Source organism: Streptomyces sp. NPDC013455 (genome assembly GCF_040632975.1).
Lineage (GTDB): Bacteria > Actinomycetota > Actinomycetes > Streptomycetales > Streptomycetaceae > Streptomyces.
In genome coordinates this window covers 216,684-243,533 of record NZ_JBEYCX010000012.1, presented here as the reverse complement: position 1 = coordinate 243,533, position 26,850 = coordinate 216,684, and the positions used below count along the sequence as shown (strand labels likewise).

Here is a 26,850-nt window from a genome sequence, read left to right as displayed (position 1 = left end):
GAGTCGACGCGGCGCGTCGGCGACCGACGACAACGCGGCAGATGTGCGTGCCAAGCCCCGCGGCCCCGGGGTGATCCGAAAGACACGGCCTAGCCGCCACGGACACGGCAGGCGCCCCCGGCCCGGGGACGCCTGCCGCTCGGCCGGCCACCGGGGGTGATCACCCGTCAGGTCGCCCATGAGGGCCCGCCGGCGTGGCACGATCGTCGCGTACGCCCGACCGGACGACCGGAAGGACACCATGTCCGCCTACGCGATAGCCCACCTGCACGAGGCCGCCCCGCACCCCGAGATCGCCGAGTACATCGAGCGCATCAGCGCCACCTTCGCGCCGTACGGCGGCCGCTTCCTCGTGCACGCCGGACAGCACGAGGTCAAGGAGGGCAGCTGGCCGGGGCACGTGGTGGTGATCTCCTTCCCTTCGATCACCGAGGCACGGGCCTGGTGGGACTCGCCCGCGTACCAGGAGATCGCGCCGCTGCGCTCCCGGCACATCGCGGGCGACATCATCCTGGTCCCGGGCGTCCCCGAGGACTACGACCCGGCCGCCACCGCGAAGGCGATGCGGGAGGGGCTGGCCGCCGGGTAGCGCCCGCCCGCCGCATCAGTCCTTGACCGCTCCGCCGAGCCCCGAGACCAGGCGTCGCTGGACGAGCACGAAGAACACCAGCACCGGAACGGTCATCACCGTGGACGCCGCCATCACGCCGCCCCAGTCCGGGTCGTCGGGCTTGTAGAAGACCAGCAGGGCCATCGGCAGGGTCGACTGCGAGGTGTCGCTGATGATGAACGACTTGGCGAACAGGAAGTCGTTCCAGGCGGAGATGAAGGAGAACACGCTCGTGGCCACCAGGCCCGGCAGCACGAGCGGGAGGAGGATCCGCCACAGGAAGCGTGCGCGGCTTGCCCCGTCGAGGTACGCCGCCTCCTCCAGGGACTCCGGCACGGCCTTGACGAAGCCGCGCAGCATCCAGATGGCGAAGGGCAGCGAGAAGGCGATGTGCGGCAGGATCAGCGCACCCAGCGTGTTCAGCCGGCCGAGGTCCCGCATGAGGAAGAACAACGGGATGGCGAGCGCCTCCACCGGCACCATCTGGGCCACCAGGAACATGATCAGCAGGGTGGTCCGGAAGCGGAACCGGAACCGCGTCACGGCGGTCGCGGCGAGGAAGGCGATCAGCCCGGACGCGATCACCACGCTGCCCGCGACGACGAGGCTGTTGACGAAGTAGCGGCCGAACTCCCGTTGTTCGAACACGCGCCGGAAGGAGTCCAGCGACGGCGAGGACGTCCAGGGGCGCGGTTCGGTGGACTCGATCTCCCCGGCCGGTCTGAAGGCGCTCAGCAGCATCCAGTAGAGGGGGAAGGCGACGACCGCGGCGACCAGCAGCGCCGTCGCCTCCGCGGCCAGCCGCCAGGGACGCCGGACCGCATGGCGCAGGCGACTCAAAGCTCCTCCCCGTGGCGGCGCAGCAGCCGCAGGTACCCCAGCGTGACGGCGAGCAGGATCAGCAGCATGACCACGCCGATCGCCGAGCCGAGGCTGTACTGCGAGGAGGCGAAGGCTTCCTGGTAGGCGTAGACGTTGAGCACCAGGTTCTGCCCGGCGATGCCGCCGCCGCCCGTCATCACGTAGATCTGGGTGAAGACCTTGAAGTCCCAGATCACCGACTGGACGGTGACGATGACCAGGATCGGCCGCAGCATCGGTGCCAGCACCGAGCGCCAGATCCGCCACGGTGAGGCGCCGTCCAGGGCGGCGGCTTCCAGCACCTCGCCCGGCACGGCGCGGATACCGGCGTACACGGTGACCATCACGAACGGGAAGGAACACCACACGACTTCCAGCAGGACCAGGAGGAAGGCGCTCCAGCGGCCGTAGGTCCACGAGAAGTCGCCGATGCCGAGGAGGCGGTTCACCGGGCCGAAGTCGGGATCGAAGAGGAACAGCCAGACCGTCGAGCCGGTGATCGCCGGCGTCGCCCACGCGCCCAGCGCGGCCAGCATCAGCGCCAGCCGGGGGAGCGCGCGGACGCGGGTGAGCAGTACGGCGAGTGCGCAGCCAACGGTCAGCGTGGCGACCACACAGGCCGCCGCGAAGCCGACCGTCGCCAGGAGCACCTGCCGGAACTGCTCGTCGGCGAACAGTTCGGTGTAGTTGGCCGCCCCCCGGAACCGGGTCGGTTCGCCGCCGCTGACCTGGGCCTGGGTGTACTCCAGGAACGAGAGCAGCCCGAGCTGGTAGACGGGGTAGACCAGCAGTCCGCCGAGGACGAGCAGAGCGGGCGCCAGATACAGCCAGGGCGTCCACCCGCCCGGGGAACGCGGGGCCGGGCCCGGTGCGCGGCCACGGCCACGCGGACGGGACGGGCCGCGGACGGCCCGCACGGGCCGGCGTTCCGGGGCCCGCGACCCGGAAGGGGCCGTCGTCCGGCTCACCCGGCGGAGCCGAACGCGTCGTTCATCTTCCGCGCCGCGTCCCCGGCGGCGGCCGCCACCTCCTTCTTGCCGGCGACGATCTCCTGGAACATGGTCGGCAGCACCAGCGAGGAGTCGATCCGCGCCCAGGCGGGCGAGGCCGGCACGAACCTGGTGCCGGCGGCCAGCGTCGCGACGAACGGCTCCACGAACGGCTCTTCGGCGGCGGCCCGTCGGCGCACGTCGGTGAAGGTCGGCAGGAAGCCCATCGCGTCGAAGAGCGCGCCCTGCGTCTTCTTCGAGGCGAGCCGCTTCATCAGGTCCACGGCGAGCGTGCGGTGGGAGGTGCTTTTCAGGACGCCGATGTTGTTGCCGCCCGCGAAGGCCGGCGCGATGGAGCCCGGTTCCACCCCCGGCAGCGGAGCGACGGCGTACTTCCCCTTGACCTTCCCGGCCTCCACCGCCGCGTGGCTGAAGTCGCCGCCGATCGCCATGGCCGCCTTGCCGGCTGCGAACGCGGTCACCGTGTCGTTGCCGCTCATGCCCGCGCACTTGGCGGCGGGACAGTTGTCGTCGCCGAAGAGGGAGGTGTACGCCCGGATGCCCTTCCGGGCGGCGGGGCTGTCGATGGCGGAGGTGTACGAACCGCCCTCGGCGGTGGCCAGGTCCCCGCCATTGGCCCAGACGAACGGCAGCGCGCCGTACGTGTAGGCGCCGCCGACGGCCAGGCCGTACAGGTCCGGCCTGGCGGCCCGGATCCTCTTCGCGGTGGAGATCAGCTCGGCCTGTGACGCCGGCACGCCGAGGCCGAGCCGGTCGAAGACGTCGGTCCGGTAGTACAGGGCGCGGACGCCGACGAAGAACGGCGCGCCGTACACCTTGCCGTCCACGGTGACCGACTGCCGGGCGGTCGGGTCGGTGTCCTCGGCCTCGTTCCAGGCGTCGAAGTCCCGGGTGACGTCGGCCAGTCCGCCGTCGCGCACATAGCCGGCGGTGTCGGTGTTGCCGTACTCGATGACGTCGGGTGCGGACTCCGGGTCGTTGAAGGCGGCCTTGACGCGCTGGGCGCGCGACTCCACGGGGATGTACTCGACGGTGACGCGGGTGCCCCGGTGCGCCTTCCCGAAGCCGGCGAGGACGGCGTCGACCACCCGTTCCTTGGGCCCGTTGGCGACCTCCTGGAAGAGCCAGACCCGCAGGGTGCCGGTCCTGTCGTCCTTGCCGGAGGGGGAGTTGTGGGCGGTCTGGGGGGCGCAGGCGGTGGTCAGCAGGGCGATGAGGGCGGTGAGCCCGAGGAAACGGACGGACGGCTTCATGGAGTGCTCCTCCGCTGGCGTTGCAACATGCGCAATGATGATTTCGCTGTGCACAACGCATCGGAGGCTAGGGCTCCTGGATCACGCCCACAAGAGGTCTCAACCACTCTGTGACCGGCGGACGCACGCGGTGCGACGCGCCTTCCGCCGGTGACAGGGCGTGGGTGGTCAGCGCACCGGGAAGCCGAAGGCGTATCCCTGCTGCTTGAGCCAGGGCAGCAGCGTGCGCAGCGCCGCCACCGTCTGCGCGCGGTCACCGCCCGCGTCGTGGAAGAGGATCGTGGGCCCGTTCGGCAACTGGCTCTGGACGGTGGAGATGATCGCGTCGCTGCCCGGCCGCTCGAAGTCCTTCGAGTCGACGTTCCAGCCCAGGGGCCGCATCCCGTGCGAGGCCGCCAACTGCCGGCTGTACGGGGTGAAGGCGCCGCCCGGGGCCCGGTAGTACATCGGCCGGACACCCCCCGACGCCTTCGTGATCTGCCGCTCGGCGGTTTCTATCTGCTGCGCCTGGTAGCTCCGGGACTTGGTGTCCATGGTGGTGTCGTGCGACACCGAGTGGTCGCACAGCCGGTGCCCGGCGGCCACCACCTGCTTGACCAGATCCGGATGCGCCTGGGCCTGGGTGCCGACCATGCAGAACGTCGCCTTCACGCCGTTGTCGCGCAGCACTTGGAGGACCTGCGGGGTCCACACCGGGTCCGGGCCGTCGTCGATGGTGATGTTGACGGCGTGCTCACCCCGGTCGGAGGCGTGGGCGATGGCGGCGTCCACCGGCTTCACCTTCGGCGCGGCGGCCCGGGCGGAGGCGCCCGGTGCGGCGGGCCCGCCGCCGCTCTGACCGGCCTGCGCGGTCCACACCGAGGTGGCGGCCGCCACCGCCGTCACCCCGACCGCCGCCGCGACCATCCGGCCGTACCATCCCCGTCCGCCATGCCGCGCCATGTCCGTCCCGCCCCCTGGTGTGTCGATGGGTCCCGTCGTGCACCTGGCAGGACGGCCGGGGGCGAGCACGGGATCCCTCTGTTACGGATCACGGACAATCCCGAGGCGGTTCCGGAACAGTCGGCCGCCGCCGGGTCCGGAAATCGCCGGTCGTCTCGTCCGGCCTGTTGATGCACCGGCGCACCACCGCTTCCAATGGGGCCTTCCGGCGCTGTCCCGCCGTCGGGACGGCCGTACCTGTGGGGGGTTGGGGAGACAGTGCGTCATTCCAGAACGCGCTCCGAGCGTCCGGTGACGAGGACGAGAGCTCGGCGAAAGGCTTTATCCGGTGCGGCGGCGCTCCTGGGCGCCGCCGCACTCGTCGTCCCGGGGGCGCCCGCCGACGCCGTACCGGCGGCACCCGCGACCGCGGTGGGGGAGGACACGGCGACACCCGCGCTGGTGGACGGCATCCGGGAACCGGCGCCTGAGGCCCGCACCGCCGTGGACGCAGCCCGCGCGTACCTCGCCTCGCGCGAGGACCGCTACCGGATCGACGACCCGGTCCGGGACCTGCACCCGGCCGGGACGCTCACGTCCGGCGCCCGGCAGACCGTGCGCCTTCAGCAGACCCACCACGGGGTGCCGGTCCTGGGCGGCCAGTACCTCGTCCGCATGGAACGCGAGGGCGGCCGGCGGATCGTCACCGGCACCTCCGGCAGGTACGTCACCGGACTGCGCACCGGCACGACCGCCGAGGTCGACGACGCCCTGGCCGTCGAGCGCGCGGTCGACGCCGTACGACAGGACCTCACCACCCGCGCGTTCGGCGCCGGCACGGACGGGGAGACCGAGGGCGCGCCGCTCACCGGCACCTCCCACGGGCTGATCGTCCTGCCCGGGGGAACCGGCGTCCTCACCCGCCACATCACCGTCCGCGGCACCGACCCGGCGCACGGCGAACCGGTGCTGCGCGAGGTGTACATCGACGCGCGGGCCGGCTACCCGGTCCTCCAGTACAGCGGGATCCGCACCTTCGGCGCACCCGGCACCCCGGGCACCGGCAGGAGCGCGGCCCGCTCCCTGCCCGCCGAACGGGCACCCGGCACGGGCGTACGCGCCGACGGCGCCTCCGGCTCCGGCGTCCGGCTCGACGGCACCACCGTCCCGCTCGGCATCACCCACGACGAGGCCCGCGGCGCCTACGTGCTGCGCGACCGCACCCGCATCCAGAGCCATCCCGACCACGTCCTGGCCACCTGGGACGCACGTGACCGCTGGGCGAGCGACCTGTCCGGCGCCTGGCCCGACGGCCTTCAGGAAGTCGCCTCCCCAACCGAGCGGTTCGGCGCCGAGGCCACCGACTCCGGCGCGGTCGACGCCCACTGGGCGGCCGGGCAGGTCTACGACTACTACCAGCGCGAGTTCGGCCGGGACAGCCTGGACGGACACGGCATGACCGTCAACTCCCTGGTCGGCGCCACCGATTACGGCCAGCCGTACGTCAACGCCTTCTGGGACGGCCAGAAGATGGTCTACGGCACCGGCGACGCCGAGTACCGGCCGCTGTCGGCCGCCCTGGACGTGGTGGGCCACGAGATGACCCACGGCGTCATCGAACACTCCGCCAACCTGGTCTACGCGGGACAGTCCGGCGCCATGAACGAGGCCCTCGCCGACTACTTCGGCAACGCCATCGAGTCGGACGCCCGCCATCTCTCCATGGACGACCCCGACTCCGCGCTCCTGGGCGAGACCCTGTGCCGTACCGAGGACCCGCGCGCCTGCGCGATCCGCGACCTGAACGACGGCCGCACCACCGCCGGCTCCTTCCTCGGCGTGGGCTTCGGCACGGACAACGGCGGCGTGCACCTGAACTCCACCCTCTTCGCCGGCGCGCTCTGGGACATCCGCGAGGAGCTCGGACCCGACCTCGCCGACGCGGTCGTGTACAAGGCGCTCACGGAGTACCTCACCCCCCTCGACGGCTTCACCCAGGGCCGCGACGCGGTCGTCGCCGCCGCGAAGCAGCTCGGGATCGGCGGGCAGAAGACCGCCGCCGTGCGGAAGGCCTTCACCGCGCACGGCATCGTGCCGAACTGGGAGAAGGCCCTCGGCATCGACTCCGACGTGCTGCTCTCCCGCGTCAACACCTACGACACCCACCTCGGCGCCGGCGGCGGCTGGTGGGCCGCCTCGAACTCCGACGAGTCCGGCGCCGAGCCGTACTCGGTGTGGGCGGGCCGGACCGACGGCAAGGGGCAGCTCAAGCTCATGAGCCCCAACGACGGCCGCTACCACGTGAACCCGGCCACCGACGGCAAGACGGTGGTGTGGCAGGCCCACGGAGCGTCCGGCGTGGACATCCTGGCCCGGCCCCTCGCCGGCGGACCGGTGCGCACCCTCTGGCACGGCCGGAGCGCCGGTACGGCGCTGGGTGTCGACGGTGACACGGTGGCCTTCGCGTACAGCAACCACGGGGGCCGGGCCGGCGTGGCCTACCTGAGCCTGAAGGACCCGACGAACGTGACCACCATCGGCGGCGGCACCTACCACCGGGCGACCTTCCCCTCGGTGAGCGACGGCAAGGTCGTCTACCAGGACCGCAAGCGCGTCGCAGCGGTGTACGAGTCCACCACCCGGCTGGTCGACGTGGCCACCGGTGAGGAGACGGTGATCCAGCAGGCCGCCCCGCAGACCAGCCTCGGCCCGACGGCCGTCGCCGGCGGCCGCGTCTACTGGCTGCTCGACGCCGTCGGCCAGAACGGCACCACCACCCTGCGCCGTGCCGGACTCGACGGCTCGGGCGTCACCGACCTCAGCCCGGAGACCGGGCCGGAGGCCCTCGACGTCTCCGAGGTGACGGCCTCCGCGGATGCGGTCACCATGGTCGCCCGCCCCCCGGCGTCCGGGATCGGCAACGCGACGCTGTCCAAGCTCTGGCAGTTCACACCGGACCGCAAGGGCGAGGGCACGCACCGGAGCCGGGTCTCCTGCAACCGCGGTGAGCAGCTCTCCGCGGCCGCGGCCGACGGTACCCGGGTCGTCTGGCTGGACGCGACCACCGGCATCAGCGACGTGGTGACCCGGGCCCGCCCCAGCGGCACCTGCGCCTGACGGCACCCCCCCCGGCACGACCAGCGGCCCGCCGGACTCCTCCGGCGGGCCGCTGGTCGTGCGTGCGTACGACGGCCCCTCCCGGCCGCCCCGAGGGCGCCTGCACCGGGAGGGGTCATGTGTCGCCGCTCACGAAGGGCGGCTCGGCTCACCAATAGTGGCGACGGCCGGCGACCGCGTGGCCCATGGACCCCATGATCCACAGGATGGCTCCCACCACCAGCAGGATCACGCCGATGGTCCACAGGATCGAGATCCCTGTGAGGAAGCCGATGATGAGCAGGATGACACCGAGGGCGATCATGACGTGCCTCCAGCTGGTAGTGGTGCTCCTATCCTCCGAGTGCCCCCGATGAGCGCGCATTATCAGCCGGTCCGATTTTCAAGAAATTCGGTCGGGATTGTTGACTCGCCGTTGCGGCGGCCTCACATTACCTATCGGTAGAACTCGCGGTAACCCCGCGGCGGTCCCACGGCCCCCATCTCCCGGCCGTCGTGCACGCCCCTCGCCCGGTCGCGCCGCCCCTGACCGAGCGAGCCGCCCCGCCCCGGCTGGCCACCGCGTTCCCGCGCCCCGGCACACCCCACGGGCACCGCCGTGCCCGCATGCCCGGCGCCCCGTCCCGAGAACGGAGAGCACATGCCCATCCCCGCCCTGCGCCGTGTCCTCACCGCGACGTCAGCGGCCGTCGGCGCACTGGCCCTCGGTCTCGTCCCGACCCCGGCCCGGGCCACCGCGCCCCTCGACTACGCCGCACTGGGCGACAGTTACAGCGCCGCCTCCGGTGTCCTCCCGGTCGACCTCGGCAGCCCCCTCTGCCTGCGGTCCACGGCGAACTACCCCCACGTCATTGCCTCCCGCACGGCAGCCAACCTGACCGACGTCACCTGCGGCGGAGCGCAGACGAAGGACTTCACCGAGCCCCAGTACCCCGGCGTCGCCCCCCAGACCGACGCCGTCACCGCCGACACCGACCTGGTCACCCTGACGATCGGCGGCAACGACAACGGCACCTTCATCAACGCCGTGACCGCGTGCGGCACCGCGGGCATCCTCAGCGGCGGCAAGGGCAGTCCCTGCAAGGACAAGTACGGGACGTCCTTCGACGATGCCATCGACGCCACCACCTACCCCGCGCTGACCTCCGCGCTGCGCGCCGTCCGCGCCAAGGCGCCGCACGCCCGGGTGGCCGTGCTCGGCTACCCGTGGATCACCCCCGCCACGGCCGACCCGTCCTGCTTCGTCAGACTGCCGGTCGCCACCGGCGACATACCGTACCTGCACGCCCTGCAGGCGCACCTCAACGCCGTGGTCAGGCGGGCCGCCGAGGAGACGGGGGCGACGTACGTGGACTTCGCCGAGGCGTCCACCGGGCACGACGCCTGCCAGGCCGCCGGCACCCGGTGGATCGAACCCCTGCTGTTCGGGCAGAGCGTCGTGCCGGTCCACCCCAACGCCCTCGGCGAGCGGCAGATGGCGCAGCGCACGATGGCCGTCCTCGGTCTCGGCTGACCGGGCGCCGTCCCGCCGGGGCCGCCGGTCACGCGTCCGCGAACAGCGGGTCGTAGGGCGTCGAGCGCTCACGGCCCGACATGAAGGACAGGAAGTCCCGCACGAACGCGCCGCGCGAGTAGGTGCCGTCGCTGCCGGTCATGTCCCGCCGGAACCCGGCGCGGAACAGTGTCCGGTACTCGTGGGCGTCGACGCGCTCGTCGCCGTCCGTGTCGGTGACGTCGAAGAGGACCTCGGCGACCCTGATCAGGGCGGGGCCGGCCAGCGACGGCACGGCCGCGGCGTACTCCCGGGCACTGACGCGGCCGTCGCCGTCGGTGTCGAGTGCCTCCTGGAGCTCCCGCCACCAGCCGGCGAAGGCGTCGTAGAGCCGGGTCTCCTCCGGTTCGTCCAGGTCGAGCCGGCCGGCGAGTTCCCGGGCCATGGCCGCGAGGTCGGGCCAGTCCAGGTAGCCGTCGCCGGTCTGGTCCAGCACCGCCGCGAAGAACTCCTCCGCGCTTCGCCGCCCGTCGGCCGCGTCGCCCGGATCCGGGTCCGGCGGCAGCGGCGTGAGCAGCCGGACCAGGGCCCCGGCCCGGCGCACCCGGTCCCGTAGCGCGCCGATCGTCCGGGCCGCCGGGTCGTCGCCGTCGGGGGAGGAGGCGAGCAGCCTGGTGATGTTGTCGATCTGCGTCCAGCCGTCGGGGAGGAACCGTGTGAGGCCCGCCGCCAGGTACGCGCTCTGCATCATGGCCTGGGCGCCGGGTGTCTCGGGCAGCCCCGCCCGACGGCGGAACCGCTCCGGCAGGGACGCCACGGTCACCACACCCAGCAGGGGACCGACGACCGCCCGGCCGGCCGCCCACAGCGTGGGCAGGCCGTGCAGCAGTGGCGGCGCGGGGAGATGGTCGAAGAGCCGGTAGAGGATGATGCGCATCGCCTCCGTGTCCTCCAGCTGCTCCTCGACCACCCGGTCGTAGTACGGCCAGAACTCCCGGACCGTGGGCGGCAGACGACCGGCGTCGCCGTCCAAGGCGGCCAGGTAGGCGCGGAATTCGGCGTACACCTCCTCCATGGCGGCCTGCTCCAGCGGCTGCCCGCTCAGGCGGTACATCGTGACGCTGCTCTCGAAGAGGGTCGCGACCACCCAGGCGCGCACCTCGGGATCCATCGCGTCGTACGGCCGGCCCGGCCCGTCGGTGCTCTTCACCCGGGCGTGCAGCCGGTTGAGCCGGGCCACCTCCCGGCGCCGCACGCCGTCGTCGTCACCGGACATGCGCTGCAGGCTCACGACCGTGTTGCGCAGCCGGCGCCACGGGTGGGCCACGAACGTCGAGTTCTCGATCAGGGCCGCGCCGATCTGCGGGTGCGCGGCCTCCAGCACGGTCGCCCGGATGACGGCCAGCGCCCAGCGGGGATCCTGGAAGAAGGCGTGGAACCGGCTGCCCGGACCGAACACTTGTGGCTCGGCGGGCGCCGACGGTCCGCCTTCCGGTCCGTGCCGAGTGGCGTCGGCGCCGGTGGTGCCGGGCTGGTTGCTGCCTGGGGCGGTCACGGTCGTCGTTCTCCGTTCGCGTACGGCGCGACGCCGCCGAAGCGGCGGTCGCGCTGCCGATAGGTGTGCAGGCACTCCAGGAAGTGCGGTGCGCGGAAGTCGGGCCACAGGACCGGCGGGAAGATCCACTCCGCGTAGGCGACCTGCCAGAGCATGAAGTTGGAGATGCGTTGTTCCCCGGATGTGCGGATGACGAGGTCCACGTCGGGTGTGTCGGGGAAGGGAAGATGAGCGGCGAAGCTCCGCTCGTCCACGGCCTCGGCCGGCACACCGCTGCGGATCAGGGACCGTGCCGCCGCCACGATGTCCCTGCGCCCGCCGTGATCGAACGCGACGGTGAGTGTCATGCCCTGGTTCTCGGCGGTCAGTGTCATCAGGTCGGCGAAGTCCCGGGCCAGCGGCGCGGGGATGCGCGGGTCCGTCACCCCGAGGAACCGGCAGCGGATCCCGCGCGCGTGCAGCAGCGGTGCGTGCTTGCGCACCACCCGGCGGACCAGGCGCATCAGGAAGTCGACCTCGGCGTCCGGGCGTTGCCAGTTCTCGGTGGAGAACGCGTACAGGCTCAGCCACTCCACGCCGGCCGTCCGCGCCGCCTCGATGACGTCGATCACCGTCGTCTCCGCCGCGCGGTGCCCCGACGTACGCGGCAACGAACGCTGCGCCGCCCAGCGGCCGTTGCCGTCCATCACACAGGCCACGTGCCGCGGCACCCCTCGACGGTGTCGGATCATGATCAGCAGCGTGTCAGTTCCCGCTCCCCGATACGGCACAACGCCCGTCGTTCACCCTTGGTACGCCTGTGTGATGAGGTGACCGGGCGCCGGATCGCGCGGTAAACACGCGCGGGGGCGAGTCGGGGGGGCGTCCTGGCGGAGCAGGGTGTCCCGGCGTCAAGAGGCGGGCACCGCACTGTCGGTGCCGGCGAGTAGGTTCTGTCCGTCCGGCCCGACAGGCGGGCCGCCGAACTCGAGGACTCGTCGCTGTGAGCATCCACATGCACCTGCGCGCCGTCGCGGAATCCGCGATCCGAGACGACCACACGTGGCTCGCAGCGTTCATGTCCGAGGCGTGGGACAACCACCCCGACGAGTACGGGGCGGGCATCGCCGTCTCGATCGACAAGGTCTGGCACGCCGTCAACGACCTCTACGCCGCTGCCGACGTCCTCGATGCGGATGCCGCCCAGCCCTGGGAGCTGCCGATCTACGGCGGCCGCCCCGTGGCGCACAGCGCCGATGCCGACCCCTCCGACCCGCCCCTGGGCATTCTGGAGCCGCCTGGGGTGTCACAGGCCGCAGGCTTCCTCGCACGTGTCCCGTTCGACGGGCTGTGGAACGTCGCCGGTGCCGGGCTCGTCCGGTCCGGCGGGGACGAGGAGCAGGTCAGGCAGGAGTTCCTCGACCATCACAGGCGCCTCCAAGGGTTTTACGGGCGGGCGGCTGCCTCAGGCCACGCCGTGGTCAGGGCGGTGTGGGCCTGAGGCGTCGACGTCTGCGCAGGTGAGCGCGGATGGTCCGGGCGGCATACGCCCTTGTCGGCCGCACACGCGAAGGGGCCGAGCGCGCGGCCTGCCCGGCCCCGGCCCCGTCCACTGTCGTCACACGTCTAGGTCGGTTCGCCGAAGTGGTCCAGGAGCTTCTGCTGCAGCGCCTGGAGCACCAGGCTCGGCTGCTTGAGCATCGCGAGGCGCCGCGCCGCCGTCGCGGCGTATTCCTCGCTCTCGCGCACCGCCGCCGCGATCACGTACCCGTTCAGGGCGTCCATGCTCGACGCGGCGCCGAAGTCCTGGCCCGTCGGCAGCAGGCTGCGGTTCAGGGGAGTGTCGTCGCTGGTGACCGTGTTCGCGACCACGGAAGGCTGCCAGTCGTCGGCATTGGTGAGCGAGTGGTGGGTGTCGAACCGGACGGTGACCGTCTCACCCGCGGCGATCGCCACGCTGTACCTGCCCTCTTCGTCGGTGAAGACGTGATCGATCTCCGTGAGGTCACCGCGATAGACGCTGACCTTGATCATGAAGATCGGGCGGTTGTCGGAAACCGCCCGCACACACCCGAACACCCGAGTCTCCTCCCGATCGGACCACCGCTGGAGGCCACCCCTGTCTCCAGTCTGTGGGCCCCCTCCCGCCGCCGCCAGTCGTGCGCGACTCGGCCCCGGGCGGTCCCGCGGGTGACCCCGGCGCGCGGGGCGCACCGGTCGCGGCAGGCATGATCAGCACGCCGACGAGGGGCCGGAAGCCGTCCCGGCCCCCGCCCCGTCTCGCCTGCTGAACGGTCGAGTTGTACGGTTACCGCCCGCCGCGCGGCCCGGCGGTGCGCCGAGGACGTGGCGACGGGTACGAGGCATCTCATCGTCTCCCGGTGGACGGACGTCGAGCCCCTGCGCAACGACGTCGGACCGTGGTGGTGCCGACCGACGGGCAGACTGTGCGGGACGTGTGCCCCGGGCCCCGGGGATCGGGGACGACTTACCGGGACGGGCTCGTCCGCACTGGTCGGAACGGGTGCGCCCGCGGGCGGCCCGGGACGGTCCGGGACAGCGCGGGACGGCTGGACAGGGGGGAGACGGCACGCCGGCGTGGGAGCGGGCGCGGCAGCACTTCGCCAACTGCCTCGTGGAGGCGCACCGGAACGCGGGAAGCCCCTCGCTCGGTGATCTGCGCGCGGCAAGCGGCGAGGTCATCGCGCGCGGCCGCGGACGCGACCGCCGGCAACCACTGTCGACCTCCGCCCTGTACGCCGTGGCGCTGGTGCGGACCGTCCGGCAGCGCTCACTGCCCGACGTGCCGGCCGCCGTACAGGAAGCCGTCGAACTGTACGGTCCGCCGGCACAACGGCACCCGCAGGAGTACGGCCGGCCACACGAGGAGGCCCTCCAGCTGCGCGCCCACCTCCGCGCCCGCCTCGGGGGTCGGATCCTGTCGCGTGGATCAGCCCGGCCTCGCGGGGCCCGGAGCGGGAGCGGGAGGGCGCTCCGGTCAGCGGAGTCTTCCGCGTGGTTTCAGCGCCACCTCGGGGAGCTTCGGCGCGGGCAGCGGCGCACCGTCGTAGCCCCGCACCTCCCCGAAGCGCACCCCGTTCATCCAGTCCTCCCGGGCCTGTACGACCTCCTCGTGCGACCGGCAGACGAAGTTCCACCACATGATGATCTCCTCGCCGAACGGCGGGCCCCCGAGCAGGACGAGCCGGGCGGGCCCGGCCGAGCCGTTGGTGAGGGTGAGGGTGTCGCGGCCGGTCGGGAGATACCCAAGTTCGGCCGGGTGCAGCAGGGTTCCGGCGGCGTGGACCTCGCCCTGGTCGACGAGGACCCCGTGTTCGAAGCCCGGGTCGGCCGCGAGGGTGATCGTGGCGTGCGGCTCCAGGGTGACTTCGGCTCCCAGCAGGGGCGTGAAGGTCCGCACCGGCGAGACGGTGCCGGCCAGGGAGCCGAGGAAGACGCGCACCACGGCACCGTCGAGGGGTACCGGCTCCGGCACATGGTGCTGGAAAGCCGGGGCGGTGTCCCGGTGTTCCGCGGGGAGCGCGACCCACAGCTGGACCCCGTGCAGCACGGTGGTCGAGGGGGTGGAGACCTCGGAGTGGCTGATGCCGTGCCCGCCGGTCATCAGGTTGACCTCGCCTGGCCGTACGAAGGCATGGCTGCCCACGCTGTCCCGGTGCTCGATCTCGCCGCTGAACAGCCAGCTCACGGTCTGGAGCCCGGTGTGCGGGTGCGGGGCGACGTCCATGCCGCCGGTGCGGGAGACGTCGTCCGGGCCGTAGTGGTCGGCGAAGCACCAGGCGCCGATCAGGGTGCGGGCCCGCTGGGGGAGGGTGCGCCGTACCGTCATCGCGCGGGGTCCGCCGAGCGGCACATCGCGCGGGGTGAGTACCTCCACCGGTGCCGGCGCGTCCGCCCCGGCCGTGCCGGCGGGGGAGCCGCAGAGTGTTTCGGCGGGCATGGTCTCGGTGTTGCTCACCGGCGCCCACCTCCCCTCCATGATAGTTTCATCTTCAAATAAGTCGAGCATAGCTCCGATGCCGGCACCGCGCACGCACGATCGGCCGGGGGCCGGCCACGGCACCCGGAGGAGTCCAGGTCGGCCCACCAGGTCGTGGCGCCACACGTGGTGGACGTGCCGCGCCCGCTCACCTAGCGTTCGGCGCATGACGGAACGACGTGTGATCCTCAGCGGGTCCCCCTTCGAAGAGCAGATCGGTTACGCCCGTGCCGTGGTCGACGGGGACTGGGTGCACGTCTCCGGGACCACCGGGTTCGACTACGCGACCATGACCATCTCCGACGACGTGGTGGAGCAGGCCGAGCAGTGCCTGCGCAACATCGGGGCCGCCCTGGCCGAGGCGGACTGTACCTTCGCCGACGTGGTGCGCGTGCGCTACATGCTGCCGGACCGCACGGACTTCGAACCCTGCTGGCCGGTGCTGCGCGGCTGTTTCGGTGACGTGAGGCCGGCCGCCACCATGCTGGAGTGCGGCCTCGCCGACCCGCGGATGAAGATCGAGATCGAGGTCTTCGCCCGTCGCGGCGCGGGCTGACGCGAAGGGCGCGGTGCGGGCTGACGCGACGGGCGTGGTGCGTGTACGCATCCGGCCGATCTGCGGGTGCCGGGACCGGCGGCGGGAGGCAGTGCGTGTCCGTTCCCGGGGACCGGCCGCGTCGTGCATCCGGGCGCTCGGCACGGCGCACCGGCGGCGCGGGGAGCCCTGCCGGCGGCACGGCGCGCGAACCGCACCGCGCACGCGCGGGGGTACCAGGAACGGCGGTACGCCATGGGCATGTACCGCAGAGCCGCGGCCCCGTGTGCTTCACCGTCTGCTCGGGCTGCCGGGCGTGGAGGAGGTACTCGGCTGACGCGGCCGCACCAGCGTGCGCCCGCGGGCGGAGACCGCTACCCGGGCCGCCCGGCCGGCTCGGTGGCGGCCGGCAGTACGACGATCCGCTGCACCGCCCGGCTGAGCACCAGCACGCCCACCACGATCAGCAGGGCACCGCACGCCTCCGGCAGAAGCCACCAGCCGGTGCGGATCCGCTCGTCGAACAGGGTGATGCCTAGCGTCAGGCTCACCACCGCGTCGCCGATGGTCAGCGCGGGCTGTGCCGCGGCCAGCGGGCCCGCCTGCAGCGCGTTCTCCAGCAGCACCACGGCGGCAACCCCGGCGAGCGCGAAGCCGTAGGTCTGCCACGACCGCAGGAACGCCCCGAAACCCTGGTCGGCGAAGGTGCCGGTGGCCGACTTCAGCAGGGCGGCGGTCAGGGCGTTGCCGATCGCGGAGGCGGCCGCCAGCAGCGCGGCCCGCCGGGCCGGCGGGTGCCTGCGGCCGGCCAGCAGGACGGCCACGGCCATCGCGCCGAGACACAGGCACACCGCCGGGATCCAGTGGTCGAGCGGTGCCTGGTCGGTGGCGCCGTGCGGGGCGGCGGCGACGAGCAGGACGGCGAGCCCCGCCACACAGCCGCCCACGCCCCACCAGCCCCAGGAGGGCAGCCGCCGGTGCATCAGCGGGGCGGCGACGAGCAGGGCGAAGGGGAGCTCCAGGATGAAGAGCGGCTGGACCAGCGCGAGCGGGCCGTTGACCAGCGCCAGGCTCTGGAACAGCGCGGCACAGACCACCCCGGCCATGCCGATCAGCCAGAGCGGGTGGTGCGCCAGTTCCGCGACCAGCCGGATCCCGCCGCTGCGGGAGACGGACGCCGCCTTGCGCTGGAAGGCGGTGCCCACGGCGTTGCTCGCCGCGCCCGCGACGGCGAACACCGCGGCCAGTTCGATCACGACCGTCTCCTGCGGGTGGGTTGCCGGGAGGGGCTCCGGGCCTTCCCAGGCTATGGAAGCACGCCGCCCACCGCGGGTACGGCCACGCCGGCGTCCCCCGAGCCGACGCGTCCGTCCGCATGGCCGCATGGCCGCATGGCCGCATGGTTCGTATGAGGCGGGGGGCCGGTGGCCTTGGAGCCGACGACGTCGGGAGGGTGAGGAGGCCGGACCCCGGGTCAGCCGCTCTCGGGGCCGGTGGTGCGCAGTGCCGCGTCCACCTGGCGGATCCGCCACTCCTCCACGGTGTCCTGCTGCCGCCGGGCCCGGTCCAGGAGGGCGTCGAGCCGGCCGGGATCGAGGCGCGGGTCGGTCGTGGCGAGCCGGCGCAGGGTGAGCCACAAGGACGCCTTGCCCTCCACCCCCAGCCGCAGCGCCTCCAGCTCAAGGACCGTACTGAGCGGGGAGCGCCGTACCAGGCGGCCGTTGGCCTTCAGCCGGGCCGCCTTCTCGGCCGCCCAGCCCGCGCAGACCTTGGCCCGGCGGACCGGCACGTCCAGGTCGCGCATGATGCCTAGCAGCGTCGCCCGGTCCTCCCGGATCTCCGCGGCGACCGGTCCGAGGGCCTGGCCCAGCGCGGAACCACGGGTGGAACGGGCCAGGTGGCCGGCCCGCTCGGTGCCCGCCGTGGCACCGGCGAGGTGGTCGTTGAGGTAGATTCCGAGCAGCTTCGTGTCGGTGCCGCCCGTGTCCCGGGGCCGGGGTGTACGGAGCCGGTTCATCACGTGCCTCCTTCATGGCCGCCCTCCGGTCGGCGGTCGTCGTACGGCCTCGGGCGGGGTGCCGGTGCCGTCGGCGGGCCGGCGCGCACCGACTCCCCCGGCGACCCGCGCCGAAACCCGGGCCGGCCGTTCCGCCGTAGCCGGCCGTCGCGCCGGGGGCCGGCCGTTCCGCCGTAGCCGGCTGTCCCGCCCGGGCTAGGGCCTGTTGCGAAAGTCGAAGGCAGCTGGCTCGGTCACCCAGGTCAGGCTTTCTCGTAGGAGCTGACGGGCCGGGGTCGGCCGCTGGCACTCCCCCGCTCGCGGGCGGCTGGGGTGTTCAAGAGTCGCCGTCCCACAATTCCCGCGTTCCGCCGGGAGTGCGGAGATAGCCTCGGCGCTGTCATCGTCCGAAGGGGAGGGGTAGAGGTATGCAGGGGCAGGATTGGATCGAACGTGCGGGAGAGCTGTTCGAAGCGGCGATGTTCGGTGGGGACACGTCCGCGCTGGACCGGTCGGATGAGGTGCTGGACGCGGTCGAGGCGCCGCTTGCCATGGCGCGGGGCAAGGTGCTGCACGTCCGCTTCCTGAACGACCGCGAAGAGAACACCCAGGAACTGGTGCTGTTTGAGCGCGCGGCCGAGTTGTACGAGCGTCTGGGGGATGTGTCGGGTGAGGCGAAGGCGTTGTTCTGGGTCGGCTGCTGGTACCAGGTGGTCAGGGGCGACGGCGTCGCTGGCAGGCCGTACTTCGAGCGGTCGTACGCGCTGGCGAAATCCGTCGACGACCGGATGACGATGTCCTATGCGATTCGGCATCTCGGCTTCGACGACAAGGATGCGGGTCGCTTCGATCAGGCCCGCGAGCGGTTGACCGAATCGGTGATACTGCGCCGTGAGATCGGCTTCAGGCCCGGGGAAGCAGCCGGTCTGGTGGCACTGGCCTACCTCGCGGCCGAAACCGGCGACCCAGCGGCGGCGTCCCACCACCTTGACGAGGCGCAGTCAGTCGCCGAGAGCTGCAGCGCCAAGGCCGTGTTGGGGTGGATCGAGCAAGCCCGTAGCCACATCCGTTCCTAGGCTCTGACGGGGCAGTGCTGGTCACAGCCATTCGTTGAGGACTGCGACCAGCACGGTCGCCTCGTAGCGGACAGCGAGCTTGTCGTACCTCGTGGCCACGGCCCGGTGGCGCCTGAGGCGATTGATCCCGCACTCGACGGCATGCCGCTCGCGGTAGTCGGTCTTGTCGAACTTCGGCGGCCGGCCGCCTCGGGAGCCGAGTTTCTGGCGGTTGCGGTCGCGGTCGGGCAGGGACCGGTATGGTCGCCTTGATCCCGCGTCTTCGAAGGTAGGCCGGGTTGTGGCGGGAGTCGTACGCCTTGTCGGCCCGCACCCGGTCCGGTCTGCTGCGGGGCCGCCCAGCACCGAGCCGGGGCACCCGGATCGCCTCCAGGACAGGCTCGAACTGCGGCGAATCACCTCGCTGACCGGCCGTGATCAGCACGGACAACGGCTTCTGCCCCTGCTCGACAGCGAGGTGGACCTTGGTGGTCAGCCCGCCCCGGGAGCGTCCGAGGCCGTGGTCGGCCGGCTCGACGGCGATGCCGCCGGGCGGCTCCTTGCAGGTTCCCTTTTTCGACGCCCCGGCGGCGTGCTGGTGGGCCCTGCAGATGGTGGAGTCGACGTTCACGTCCCAGGTGATCAAGCCCTTGGCGTCGGCCTGGCTCTGGAGCTGGGTGACAAGCCTGGCCCAGGTGCCATCGCGCTGCCAGCGCCGGAACAGGTCGTAGACCCGGTCCCAGGGTCCGTAGCGTTCTGGCACATCACGCCAGGGAGCACCGGTCCGGGTCCGCCACCGTATGCCATCTATCAGCTGCCGTCGCGACCACACCGGCGGCCGGCCCGGTTTGATCCCCTGCGGCAGCAACGGCTCCAGCCGGGCCCACTGGCTGTTCGTCGGATCCCCACGCCCCACAGAGCGTGATCATCCACGACCAAGATCCACTTTCGCAACAGACCCTAGCCGTCCCGCCGGGGCTAGCCGTACCCCCGGGGACGGGCGGGTCACGTGGCCCGGGTGCCGCCCCCGCGGCGGATCCGGCCCAGCAGGTCGCGGTGGTACGCCGCGAGCTGCCCGGCGGGCACGGGCGCGGGACTGCCGGCGAGCGTGTACCAGACGTCGCTGCCGGAGTGCTGGATGGCGACGCGCACACTGTGGCCGTCGGACCGCAGGATGGTCGCGACGGTGAGATCACCGGTGATGATGCCGGCCTCGTCGGTCAGCGCGCCGCCCGGGCCGGCGGTGACCCGGTCGACGTAACTGGTGATGGCGGGAGGGTTCCTCATGGGCGCAGGTTCCCACCCGTCCCGGCCCCCCGCCCCGCACCGCGCAGGTGTCGCCGGGGCCTGTCCCCACGTTGGCCGTGTGCCCCGGCCGCCGGACGGCCCCCGGCGCCGAGCAGGTACGGCTCTGCGGCGCCGTATCCGCGGACAGCCGCCGGACGGCCTCGATCGGGACCACCGACAGCCGGACGGGCACGGCGCTCAGGACGTTCACCACCGTGCCACCGACAGCCGGACGGGCACGGCGGTCAGGACGTTCACCACCGTGCCCGCCGCGGCCGGGACGTGTTGTCGAGGATCCAGCAGGGGAGGGTCAGGCCGCGAGGCGCTCCGCGAGCTGGCGGGCCCGGGCGGCCGCGGCCTCGAAGGCGCGGTCGCGGGAGGCCTCGTACAGCGGGACGAGCTCGGCCATCGCCGGGTTCTTCGACGCCATGGTCAGCTCCGGGACGATGAACTCCAGGTCCAGGCCCATGGCGTCGGCGAGGACGGCCTTGAGGTAGTTCTGCACGTACTCGTAGGGCTCGCGCGGGGTGCCCGGCGCGTAGGAGCCGCCCCGGCTGGCGATGACGGTCACCGGGGTGCCCTTGGCGGACGGGGTCTCGCCCGCGGTGCGGCCCATGAGGATCACGTTGTCGAGCCACGCCTTGAGCGTCGACGGGATCGTGTAGTTGTACATCGGGGCGCCGATCAGGATCGCGTCGGCCTGCTCCAGCTCCTCGATGAGCTTGACGCGCTCGGCGAAGAGGGCGGCCTGCTCCGGCGTGTGGGCGTCCGCCGGGACGAAGCCCGCGAGGTGCGCGTCGGCGGTGATGTGCGGAACGGGCTGCGCCGCCAGGTCGCGGTAGATGACCGTGCCCTGCGGGTGCTGCTCCTCCCAGTGCGTGCGGAACGCCTCCGTCACGGCGCGGGAGGCCGACGCCTGGGTCGGGAAGACGGACGAATCGATGTGCAGCAGGGTGGCCATGGATATCTCCAGGAAAAGGGCTGAGCGGCCGCACGTTGCAGCGCTCAGGCTGACGTTTCGTACTGGACTACATTTAACACATGGGCTTACTTTTTTTCAGCCCCCTACGGTGGAGTAGTACCCTGAGGCCATGGCGGAGCAGAACCACGACAGCGCGGCGTGCAAGAGGGTGGACGACGGCATCACCCGTGTCTTCCAGCTGCTCGGCAAGCGCTGGAGCGGTCCGATCGTGGCCGTCCTCGTGGAGCAGCCCGCGTACTTCGCCGACCTGCGCCGGGCCGTCCCCGGCATCAGCGAACGCATGCTGTCCGACCGGCTCGCCGAACTCGGCGCTGCCGGCCTCGTCCTGCGCGAGGTCGACGAGGGCCCCCCGCTGCGCGTCTCCTACCGCCTGACCGAGGCCGGCGCGGCCCTGGAGCCCGCGCTCCGCGAACTCGCCGAGTGGGCGAAGGCCCACCTCCCGGAGGCGTCGGCGTGTCCCGAGACGTCCCTGGAGCGGCCCGCCCGCGAGTACACCTAGCGGGCGGCGCGCGCGTCCCGGGGACGTCCCCCCTCCGGTGCACCGGCCCACCGGATGGCGGGCGGCCCGGCCGTCGGGGACGGTGGTGGTCCGTGCCCCGTTCCGGGAGGGACCCGATCGTGCGCATCGTCACGGCCACCGGCGCCGCCCTGGCCTTCGCCGCCGCGGGCGTACTATCGGGATCCGCCGCTCCACCGGACCCCCCGGCCACCGACGGGGTGTGGCGGACCGACGGCTACGGCACCCTGCTCGTGCTCGGCGGGCACGCCCTGCGGGAGTACCAGACCACCTCCGTCAGCTGCGTCGAGGGCGACTCCGCACGCCGGACCGGCCCCGGCAGGTACGTCACGCCGGACGGCACGCTGCTCACCGTACGGACCGCTCCCGACGGCGAGCACGCCCGGCTCACCGCCGACAGCTCCGTCGGCCACCGGCGGCTGACCCGCGTCCGGGCCCTGCCCGCCGACTGCACGCGAGCGCCGTCCAGCGATCCGCGTGCCGCCTTCGACGTGCTCTGGCAGACGTTCGAGGAGAACTACCCCTTCTTCGCGCGGAAGGGCGTCGACTGGCACGCCGTCCGCGACCGCTACCGGCCCCGGGTGCACCGCGACACCACCAGGGCCCAGCTCTTCGACATCTTCAGCCGCATGCTGCGACCCCTGTACGACGCCCATGTCGCGGTCCGGGACGGCGACCGTGTCCTCGCCGAGGTACGGCCCGGCACCGAGCAGCCCAGCGAGGAACTGGACGCCGAGGTCAAGGCCTACGTCGTAACCCGCGACCTCGAGGGCGCCGTCCACCGCCAGGACTTCGGCGCGGGGCGCATCACCTACGCCGACCTGCGCGGCGGCCTCGGCTACCTGCGGATCTCCGGCTTCGGCGACTACGCCGGCGACGACGCGCCATACACCATGGACCAGGCGGAACTCGACCGGGCGCTCGACACCGTCCTGACCCCGGGCCGCACCCGGAGCCTGCGCGGGCTGATCATCGACCTGCGGGTCAACGGCGGCGGCTCCGACGCCCTCGGCATCCGCATCGCCGCACGGCTGACCGACACCCCGTACACCGCGTACGCCAAACGCGCGCGCAACGACCCGGCCGACGCCACCCGGCACACCCGGCCCGAACCCGTCCCCGTCGTCCCGGCCGACGCGCCCCGGTACACCGGCCCGGTCGCCGTCCTCACCGGCGGATCGACGGTCAGCGCCGGCGAGACCTTCACCCAGGCCCTGCTCGACCGGCCCGGCCGCACCGTACGGATCGGGCAGCCCACCCAGGGCGTCTTCTCGGACGTGATGGTGCGCGATCTCCCCGGCGGCATGGTCTGCGCGCTGCCCAACGAGGAGTTCCTGACCCGCACCGGCCGCACCTTCGACGCCACCGGCATCCCGCCCCAGGTGACCGAACCGGTCTTCACCGAGGAGGAGTTCGCGGAGCACCGCGACTCGGCTTTCGACCGCGCGGTGACCCTGCTGCGGCCGCGCGGCTGAATCCCGTCAGTCGACCGGCCAGGTGTGCACCGGCGCGTTGAGGTGCATGTAGTCGATGTACATCTGGGTCATCCGGCGCAGCGCCTCGTGCCGGCCGGCGCGCGTGGTGGCGGCGATGTGATGGAACATCTCCTTCTGCCACACGGCCCCGTTGCGCGCCGTCACACAGCGCTGCTCGATGATGCCGAGCCGCGGCTCCCGCCACGCCTCGTCCATGCCGGAGTGCTCCAGACCGCGGTGCGCCAGCGGCAGCAGCCGCCGCAGGACCAGCTCCGGCGCCGGCACCTCGCCCATCCCGGGCCAGTACAGCGGCGCGTCGATGCCCTGCCGGGCGGCGGCGTGCAGGTTGTCCTCGGCGGCCGAGAACGACATCCGCGACCACACCGGCCGGTCCTCCTCCACCAGGGCCCGGGTGAGCCCGTAGTAGAAGGCGCCGTTGGCGAGGGTGTCGGCGACCGTCGGGCCGGCCGGCAGCACCCGGTTCTCCACCCGGATGTGCGGCCGGTCCTGGGCGACGGCGTACACCGGCCGGTTCCAGCGGTAGATCGTGCCGTTGTGCAGGGTGAGTTCGGACAGCTCCGGGATGTCGCCGCGGTCCAGAGTCTCGGCCGGGTCCTGCTCGTCGCAGAGCGGGAGGAGGGCCGGGAAGTAGCGCAGGTTCTCCTCGAAGAGGTCGAAGACGCTGTTGATCCACCGCTCCCCGAACCACACCCGGGGCCGTACCCCCTGCACCTTGATCTCCTCCGGCCGGGTGTCGGTGGCCTGCTCGAACAGCGGGATACGGGTCTCGTGCCACAGCTCCTTGCCGAACAGGAAGGGGGAGTTGGCCGCGAGCGCGACCTGCACCCCGGCGATCGCCTGCGCCGCGTTCCAGTAGCCGGCGAACTCCTCGGGCGACACCTGGAGATGGAACTGCGTGCTGGTGCACGCGGCCTCCGGGGTGATGGTGTCCGCGTAGGTCCGCAGCCGGTCGGTCCCGTCGATCTCGATGCGCAGGTCCTCGCCGCGGGCCGCGAAGATCTGGTCGTTGAGCAGGTGGTAGCGAGGGTTCTCCGACAGGGCGCCGCCGTCGATGTGCTCCTGGCGCAGCGTGGGCAGGATGCCGACCACGATCAGCCGGGTGCCGACCGAGCGGGCCCGCTCGTCGGCGTGGTTCAGCGCGGCCCGGATCTCCGACTCCCAGGCGTCCGGGCCGCCCGCGATCAGCCGCCGGGGCGGAACGTTGATCTCCAGGTTGAACCGGCCCAGCTCGGTGGACCAGGAGGGGTCGGAGATCGCCTCCAGCACATCGGTGTTGCGCATCGCCGGCTCGGCGTCGTCGTCCACCAGGTTCAGCTCTATCTCCAGGCCGACCTGCGGCCGCTCCGACTCGAAGCGTGCCTCGCGCAGCATCTGCGCGAACGTGTCCAGGCACTCCTGCATCTTGATCCGGTACCGGCGGCGGTCCTCGCGGGTGAAGACGAGCGCCGGGACGTCGCGCCCCATCGGCCCTCCAGGTCCCCTCGTCGGACACCTTCCCTCCAGCGTCGCACCAGCACGCTACCCGCACCAAGCCGGCCACCGCCCCGCCTGGTGCGAGCCCATGCCCCACCTGGTGCGAGCCGCTGCCCCACCTGGTGTGAGCCGCTGCCTGCGGCCACTGCCCACTCGGTGCGAGTCCCTGCCTGCGGCGCCGCGGGCCCGTGGGGCGGGTCCCCTGCGAAGTGGGCCGTGCCGGCTCGGGGCGGGTGAGCCGCGTCGGCCGGCGGGCGCGGAGAGCGGTGCCGGCGGGGCGGTCCGGGCGGTGTCGTGCCCGCGGTGGCCGCAGGTGCGGCCGGCAGTGCTCGTCAGGCGGTGCGGTCGGCGGTGCTCGTCAGGCGGTGCGGTCGGCGGTGCTCGTCAGGCGGTGCGGCCGGTGTTCTTGCGGGCCACGCCGCCGTAGAAGCCGATCTCGTCGGACCGGGGCGGGGGCGGGGTGTCCGGACGCCAGAACGGAACCTGCGCCAGGCCCGGTTCCACCAGCTCGAAACCGTCGAAGAACCGCTCCACCTCCGCGCGGGTGCGCAGGTTCAGCGAAGCGGTGGCGTTGGTGTACACGGCCTGGGCGGCCGTGCGGTCCGCGAAGTCGCCGGTGGCGTGGGAGAGCACCAGGAAGCTGCCGGCCGGGAGCGCCTCGCGCAGGGTGGCGACGATGTCGGCGGGCCGGTCCGCCTCGGTGAGGAAGTGCAGGATGGCCACGAGGAGCACGGCGACCGGCTGGTCGAAGTCGATGAGCTGGCGGACGTCGGGGTGGTCCAGCACCGACCGCGGGTCGCGCAGGTCGCCGAGGATGATGCGGGTCGTACCGGACCGGCTGAGCAGGGCGTTGCCGTGCGCGGCGACGATCGGGTCGTTGTCGACGTAGGCCACGCGCACGTCCGGCGCCGCAGCCTGGGCGATCTCGTGCACGTTCGGCGAGGTGGGCAGGCCGGTGCCGATGTCGAGGATCTGGCGGACCCCGCTGCCGACGACGTACCGGACGGCGCGCCGCAGGAAGGCCCGGTTCGCCCGCACGCCGATCCGGGCCTCGGGCGCCGCGGCGACGAGTGCGTCACCCGCCCGCTGGTCGACCTCGTAGTTGTCCTTGCCGCCCAGGAGGTAGTCGTAGATCCGCGCGGGGTGCGGTCGGCTGGTGTCGATGTCCACGGCCTCGAAGCCGTCCTGTATCACGCTGAGCTCCTCTCCCCGGCCGGCACGCTTTGGTCCGTACCGGCCGGGCACAGCTTCCCACATCAACTTTCCGCTCTGCGCAGGGAGTTCCCGCAGGCCGCTGCCACAGGGCCGGACTCGGGTGCCTCGCGGTCGGGGCCGGGTGCCTCGCGGTCGAGGCGGGGTGCCTCGCGGTCGGGGCCGGGCGGGTGGAGGCCAAACGGGCGGGCGGACGGAGGCCGGGCCGGGGGGAGGCCGGGCCGGGGGGAGGGTGGACGGTGGCCGGGCCGGGGGGGGGAGGGTGGACGGAGGCCGGACCGGGGGGGGAGGGTGGACGGAGGCCGGGTCGGCGGGGCAGGTGGCGGGTCGCCTGCCCCGCCTCACCCGGCCGGACCTTCCCGGATGGCCCGCGGGCGCCCGGCGTCGCAGGGTTCGAACAGGATCGGTGATGCGGGCACGTCCGTCGCGGCGGTGCCCCCGGAGACCGGCCCGCCGCCTTCGCAGGCACCCGGCGGAGGGCCGACCGGCAGGGACGGGGAACGGTTAATCCATGCGCTCGGGCCGTTCCCCGCCCCGCCGGCCACAGGCCACCCGTCGCCCGCCGACCACGGGCCACCCGTCGGCCACCAGCCACGGCCTGTCTCCCGTCGGCCCGTCGGTCCCGGTTCCCTCTTCCCACGGCACGCGCGGAGCGTCGTCATCACCCCCTTGTGCTTGCCGTTGGAAACCGATCGGTTTACGGTTGACGCGGAAACCGATCGGTTTCCCCTCCTGTTTCCCCCTGGAGACGCACATGACGTCGATCAAGAACTCCGTCGCGCTGGTCACCGGCGGCAGCCGCGGGCTCGGCAAGGCGCTGGTGGAGGAGCTGTACGCGCGCGGTGCCGCCAAGGTGTACGCCACGGCCCGCGATCCGCGCAGCGTGACGCACCCCGACGCCGTACCGCTCGCGCTGGAGGTCACCGACCCCGCTTCCGTCGACGCCGCGGCGGCGCGGGCCCAGGACGTCACCGTCCTGGTCAACAACGCCGGCATCTCGCTCGGCGCCCACTCCCTCCTCGACGCGCCGCTCGACGACGTACGCCGGGAGTTCGAGACCAACTTCTACGGGCCGCTGCTGGTCGCCCGGGCCTTCGCGCCGGTCGTCGAGCGCAACGGCGGCGGACACCTCTTGAACGTCCACTCCGTGCTCTCCTGGATCGGCGTCGCCGGTTCCTACAGCGCCAGCAAGGCGGCCCTGTGGTCGCAGACCAACTCGCTGCGGCTGGAGCTGCGCCCGCGGGGCATCGGGGTCACCGGCCTGCACGTCGGCTACATCGACACCGACATGGCCGCGCACGTGGACGCCCCCAAGTCCACGCCGCGCGACGTCGCCGCGCTCGCGCTCGACGGCGTGGAGGCCGACGCGTACGAGGTGCTGGCGGACGACCTCAGCCGACGGGTCAAGGCGGGGCTCTCCGGGGACCTGGCCGCGTTGTATCCGCAGCTGGCGGCCTGAGCCGGACCCGGTGCGACGCCAGGGACTCCGGTCGTCGGGA

The 26,850-nt window shown here is 72.7% G+C and carries 24 protein-coding genes and 1 pseudogene; 9 read left to right on the top strand and 16 right to left on the bottom strand.

The window, feature by feature from the left end:
* Positions 1-241 precede the first annotated feature (241 nt).
* Positions 242-589 (top strand): DUF1330 domain-containing protein, encoded by a 348-nt coding sequence (locus ABZ576_RS21145; protein ID WP_360742716.1) that lies wholly within the window; start codon positions 242-244, stop codon positions 587-589.
* Between the two features lie 15 nt (positions 590-604).
* Here ABZ576_RS21145 and ABZ576_RS21140 read toward each other — a convergent pair whose 3' ends face one another.
* From ABZ576_RS21140 to ABZ576_RS21125, 4 genes are all read right to left on the bottom strand, one after another.
* Positions 605-1,450: a carbohydrate ABC transporter permease gene (locus ABZ576_RS21140; protein WP_360742679.1), complete on the bottom strand. Its 846-nt coding sequence runs from the start codon at positions 1,448-1,450 to the stop codon at positions 605-607.
* On the bottom strand, positions 1,447-2,388 hold the full coding sequence (locus tag ABZ576_RS21135; RefSeq protein ID WP_360742676.1) for a sugar ABC transporter permease: 942 nt from the start codon (positions 2,386-2,388) through the stop codon (positions 1,447-1,449). The genes ABZ576_RS21140 and ABZ576_RS21135 overlap by 4 nt, the downstream gene beginning before the upstream one ends.
* 47 nt (positions 2,389-2,435) lie before the next feature.
* Complete coding sequence (locus ABZ576_RS21130; RefSeq protein ID WP_360742673.1) at positions 2,436-3,734, bottom strand: extracellular solute-binding protein; 1,299 nt, start codon at positions 3,732-3,734, stop codon at positions 2,436-2,438.
* A gap of 168 nt (positions 3,735-3,902) precedes the next feature.
* Positions 3,903-4,676, bottom strand: a complete 774-nt coding sequence (locus ABZ576_RS21125) for a polysaccharide deacetylase family protein (RefSeq protein WP_360742670.1) — start codon at positions 4,674-4,676, stop codon at positions 3,903-3,905.
* 411 nt (positions 4,677-5,087) lie between these two features.
* Here ABZ576_RS21125 and ABZ576_RS21120 point away from each other — a divergent pair, with 411 nt between their 5' ends.
* Positions 5,088-7,772: a M4 family metallopeptidase gene (locus tag ABZ576_RS21120; RefSeq protein WP_360742667.1), complete on the top strand. Its 2,685-nt coding sequence runs from the start codon at positions 5,088-5,090 to the stop codon at positions 7,770-7,772.
* Positions 7,773-7,920: 148 nt separating this feature from the next.
* Here ABZ576_RS21120 and ABZ576_RS21115 read toward each other — a convergent pair whose 3' ends face one another.
* Positions 7,921-8,076 carry a DUF6131 family protein gene (locus ABZ576_RS21115; RefSeq protein ID WP_173456762.1) on the bottom strand — a complete coding sequence of 52 codons (156 nt, stop codon included), beginning with the start codon at positions 8,074-8,076 and terminating at the stop codon, positions 7,921-7,923.
* A gap of 336 nt (positions 8,077-8,412) precedes the next feature.
* Between ABZ576_RS21115 and ABZ576_RS21110 the strand changes: the two genes are divergently transcribed.
* The gene (locus tag ABZ576_RS21110; protein WP_360742664.1) at positions 8,413-9,285 is read left to right on the top strand and encodes an SGNH/GDSL hydrolase family protein; all 873 of its coding nucleotides are present in this window, start codon (positions 8,413-8,415) and stop codon (positions 9,283-9,285) included.
* Between the two features lie 28 nt (positions 9,286-9,313).
* On the opposite strand, the gene ABZ576_RS21105 is transcribed toward ABZ576_RS21110, so the two are convergent.
* Positions 9,314-10,723, bottom strand: a complete 1,410-nt coding sequence (locus ABZ576_RS21105) for an oxygenase MpaB family protein (protein WP_360742713.1) — start codon at positions 10,721-10,723, stop codon at positions 9,314-9,316.
* 92 nt (positions 10,724-10,815) lie between these two features.
* Positions 10,816-11,550 carry a polyprenyl diphosphate synthase gene (uppS, locus tag ABZ576_RS21100; protein ID WP_360742661.1) on the bottom strand — a complete coding sequence of 245 codons (735 nt, stop codon included), beginning with the start codon at positions 11,548-11,550 and terminating at the stop codon, positions 10,816-10,818.
* A 251-nt stretch (positions 11,551-11,801) separates the two neighbouring features.
* Here uppS and ABZ576_RS21095 point away from each other — a divergent pair, with 251 nt between their 5' ends.
* Positions 11,802-12,299: a DUF1877 family protein gene (locus ABZ576_RS21095; RefSeq protein WP_360742658.1), complete on the top strand. Its 498-nt coding sequence runs from the start codon at positions 11,802-11,804 to the stop codon at positions 12,297-12,299.
* A 125-nt stretch (positions 12,300-12,424) separates the two neighbouring features.
* Here the strand turns inward: ABZ576_RS21095 and ABZ576_RS21090 are convergent, their stop codons facing one another.
* Positions 12,425-12,877 (bottom strand): carboxypeptidase regulatory-like domain-containing protein, encoded by a 453-nt coding sequence (locus ABZ576_RS21090; RefSeq protein WP_360742655.1) that lies wholly within the window; start codon positions 12,875-12,877, stop codon positions 12,425-12,427.
* A gap of 919 nt (positions 12,878-13,796) precedes the next feature.
* Positions 13,797-14,777 (bottom strand): pirin family protein, encoded by a 981-nt coding sequence (locus tag ABZ576_RS21085; RefSeq protein ID WP_360742652.1) that lies wholly within the window; start codon positions 14,775-14,777, stop codon positions 13,797-13,799.
* A gap of 187 nt (positions 14,778-14,964) precedes the next feature.
* Here ABZ576_RS21085 and ABZ576_RS21080 point away from each other — a divergent pair, with 187 nt between their 5' ends.
* Entirely contained in the window at positions 14,965-15,354 is a 390-nt protein-coding gene (locus ABZ576_RS21080) for a RidA family protein (protein WP_360742649.1), read from the top strand.
* 353 nt (positions 15,355-15,707) lie between these two features.
* Here the strand turns inward: ABZ576_RS21080 and ABZ576_RS21075 are convergent, their stop codons facing one another.
* Positions 15,708-16,589 (bottom strand): DMT family transporter, encoded by an 882-nt coding sequence (locus tag ABZ576_RS21075; protein WP_360742646.1) that lies wholly within the window; start codon positions 16,587-16,589, stop codon positions 15,708-15,710.
* 218 nt (positions 16,590-16,807) lie between these two features.
* Positions 16,808-17,350 (bottom strand): hypothetical protein, encoded by a 543-nt coding sequence (locus ABZ576_RS21070; RefSeq protein ID WP_360742643.1) that lies wholly within the window; start codon positions 17,348-17,350, stop codon positions 16,808-16,810.
* Between the two features lie 407 nt (positions 17,351-17,757).
* Between ABZ576_RS21070 and ABZ576_RS21065 the strand changes: the two genes are divergently transcribed.
* The gene (locus ABZ576_RS21065) at positions 17,758-18,405 is read left to right on the top strand and encodes a tetratricopeptide repeat protein (RefSeq protein WP_360742641.1); all 648 of its coding nucleotides are present in this window, start codon (positions 17,758-17,760) and stop codon (positions 18,403-18,405) included.
* A 211-nt stretch (positions 18,406-18,616) separates the two neighbouring features.
* Here ABZ576_RS21065 and ABZ576_RS21060 read toward each other — a convergent pair.
* From ABZ576_RS21060 to ABZ576_RS21050, 3 genes and pseudogenes are all read right to left on the bottom strand, one after another.
* Positions 18,617-19,300: pseudogene (locus ABZ576_RS21060) on the bottom strand (IS5 family transposase); the annotation flags it as partial.
* 89 nt (positions 19,301-19,389) lie between these two features.
* Positions 19,390-19,671, bottom strand: coding sequence for a hypothetical protein (locus ABZ576_RS21055; RefSeq protein WP_360742638.1), 282 nt, complete (start codon positions 19,669-19,671; stop codon positions 19,390-19,392).
* Between the two features lie 310 nt (positions 19,672-19,981).
* Complete coding sequence (locus ABZ576_RS21050; RefSeq protein WP_360742635.1) at positions 19,982-20,632, bottom strand: NAD(P)H-dependent oxidoreductase; 651 nt, start codon at positions 20,630-20,632, stop codon at positions 19,982-19,984.
* Between the two features lie 130 nt (positions 20,633-20,762).
* Here ABZ576_RS21050 and ABZ576_RS21045 point away from each other — a divergent pair, with 130 nt between their 5' ends.
* Positions 20,763-21,152 (top strand): helix-turn-helix domain-containing protein, encoded by a 390-nt coding sequence (locus ABZ576_RS21045; protein WP_360742632.1) that lies wholly within the window; start codon positions 20,763-20,765, stop codon positions 21,150-21,152.
* A 149-nt stretch (positions 21,153-21,301) separates the two neighbouring features.
* Positions 21,302-22,645, top strand: a complete 1,344-nt coding sequence (locus ABZ576_RS21040; RefSeq protein ID WP_360742710.1) for a S41 family peptidase — start codon at positions 21,302-21,304, stop codon at positions 22,643-22,645.
* Positions 22,646-22,651: 6 nt separating this feature from the next.
* On the opposite strand, the gene ABZ576_RS21035 is transcribed toward ABZ576_RS21040, so the two are convergent.
* Positions 22,652-24,130 (bottom strand): glutamate--cysteine ligase, encoded by a 1,479-nt coding sequence (locus tag ABZ576_RS21035; RefSeq protein ID WP_360742629.1) that lies wholly within the window; start codon positions 24,128-24,130, stop codon positions 22,652-22,654.
* A gap of 393 nt (positions 24,131-24,523) precedes the next feature.
* Positions 24,524-25,333 (bottom strand): SAM-dependent methyltransferase, encoded by an 810-nt coding sequence (locus ABZ576_RS21030; RefSeq protein ID WP_360742626.1) that lies wholly within the window; start codon positions 25,331-25,333, stop codon positions 24,524-24,526.
* A gap of 772 nt (positions 25,334-26,105) precedes the next feature.
* On the opposite strand from ABZ576_RS21030, the gene ABZ576_RS21025 reads away from it, so the two are divergent.
* Positions 26,106-26,810: an SDR family oxidoreductase gene (locus tag ABZ576_RS21025; protein ID WP_360742623.1), complete on the top strand. Its 705-nt coding sequence runs from the start codon at positions 26,106-26,108 to the stop codon at positions 26,808-26,810.
* Positions 26,811-26,850: the final 40 nt, after the last annotated feature.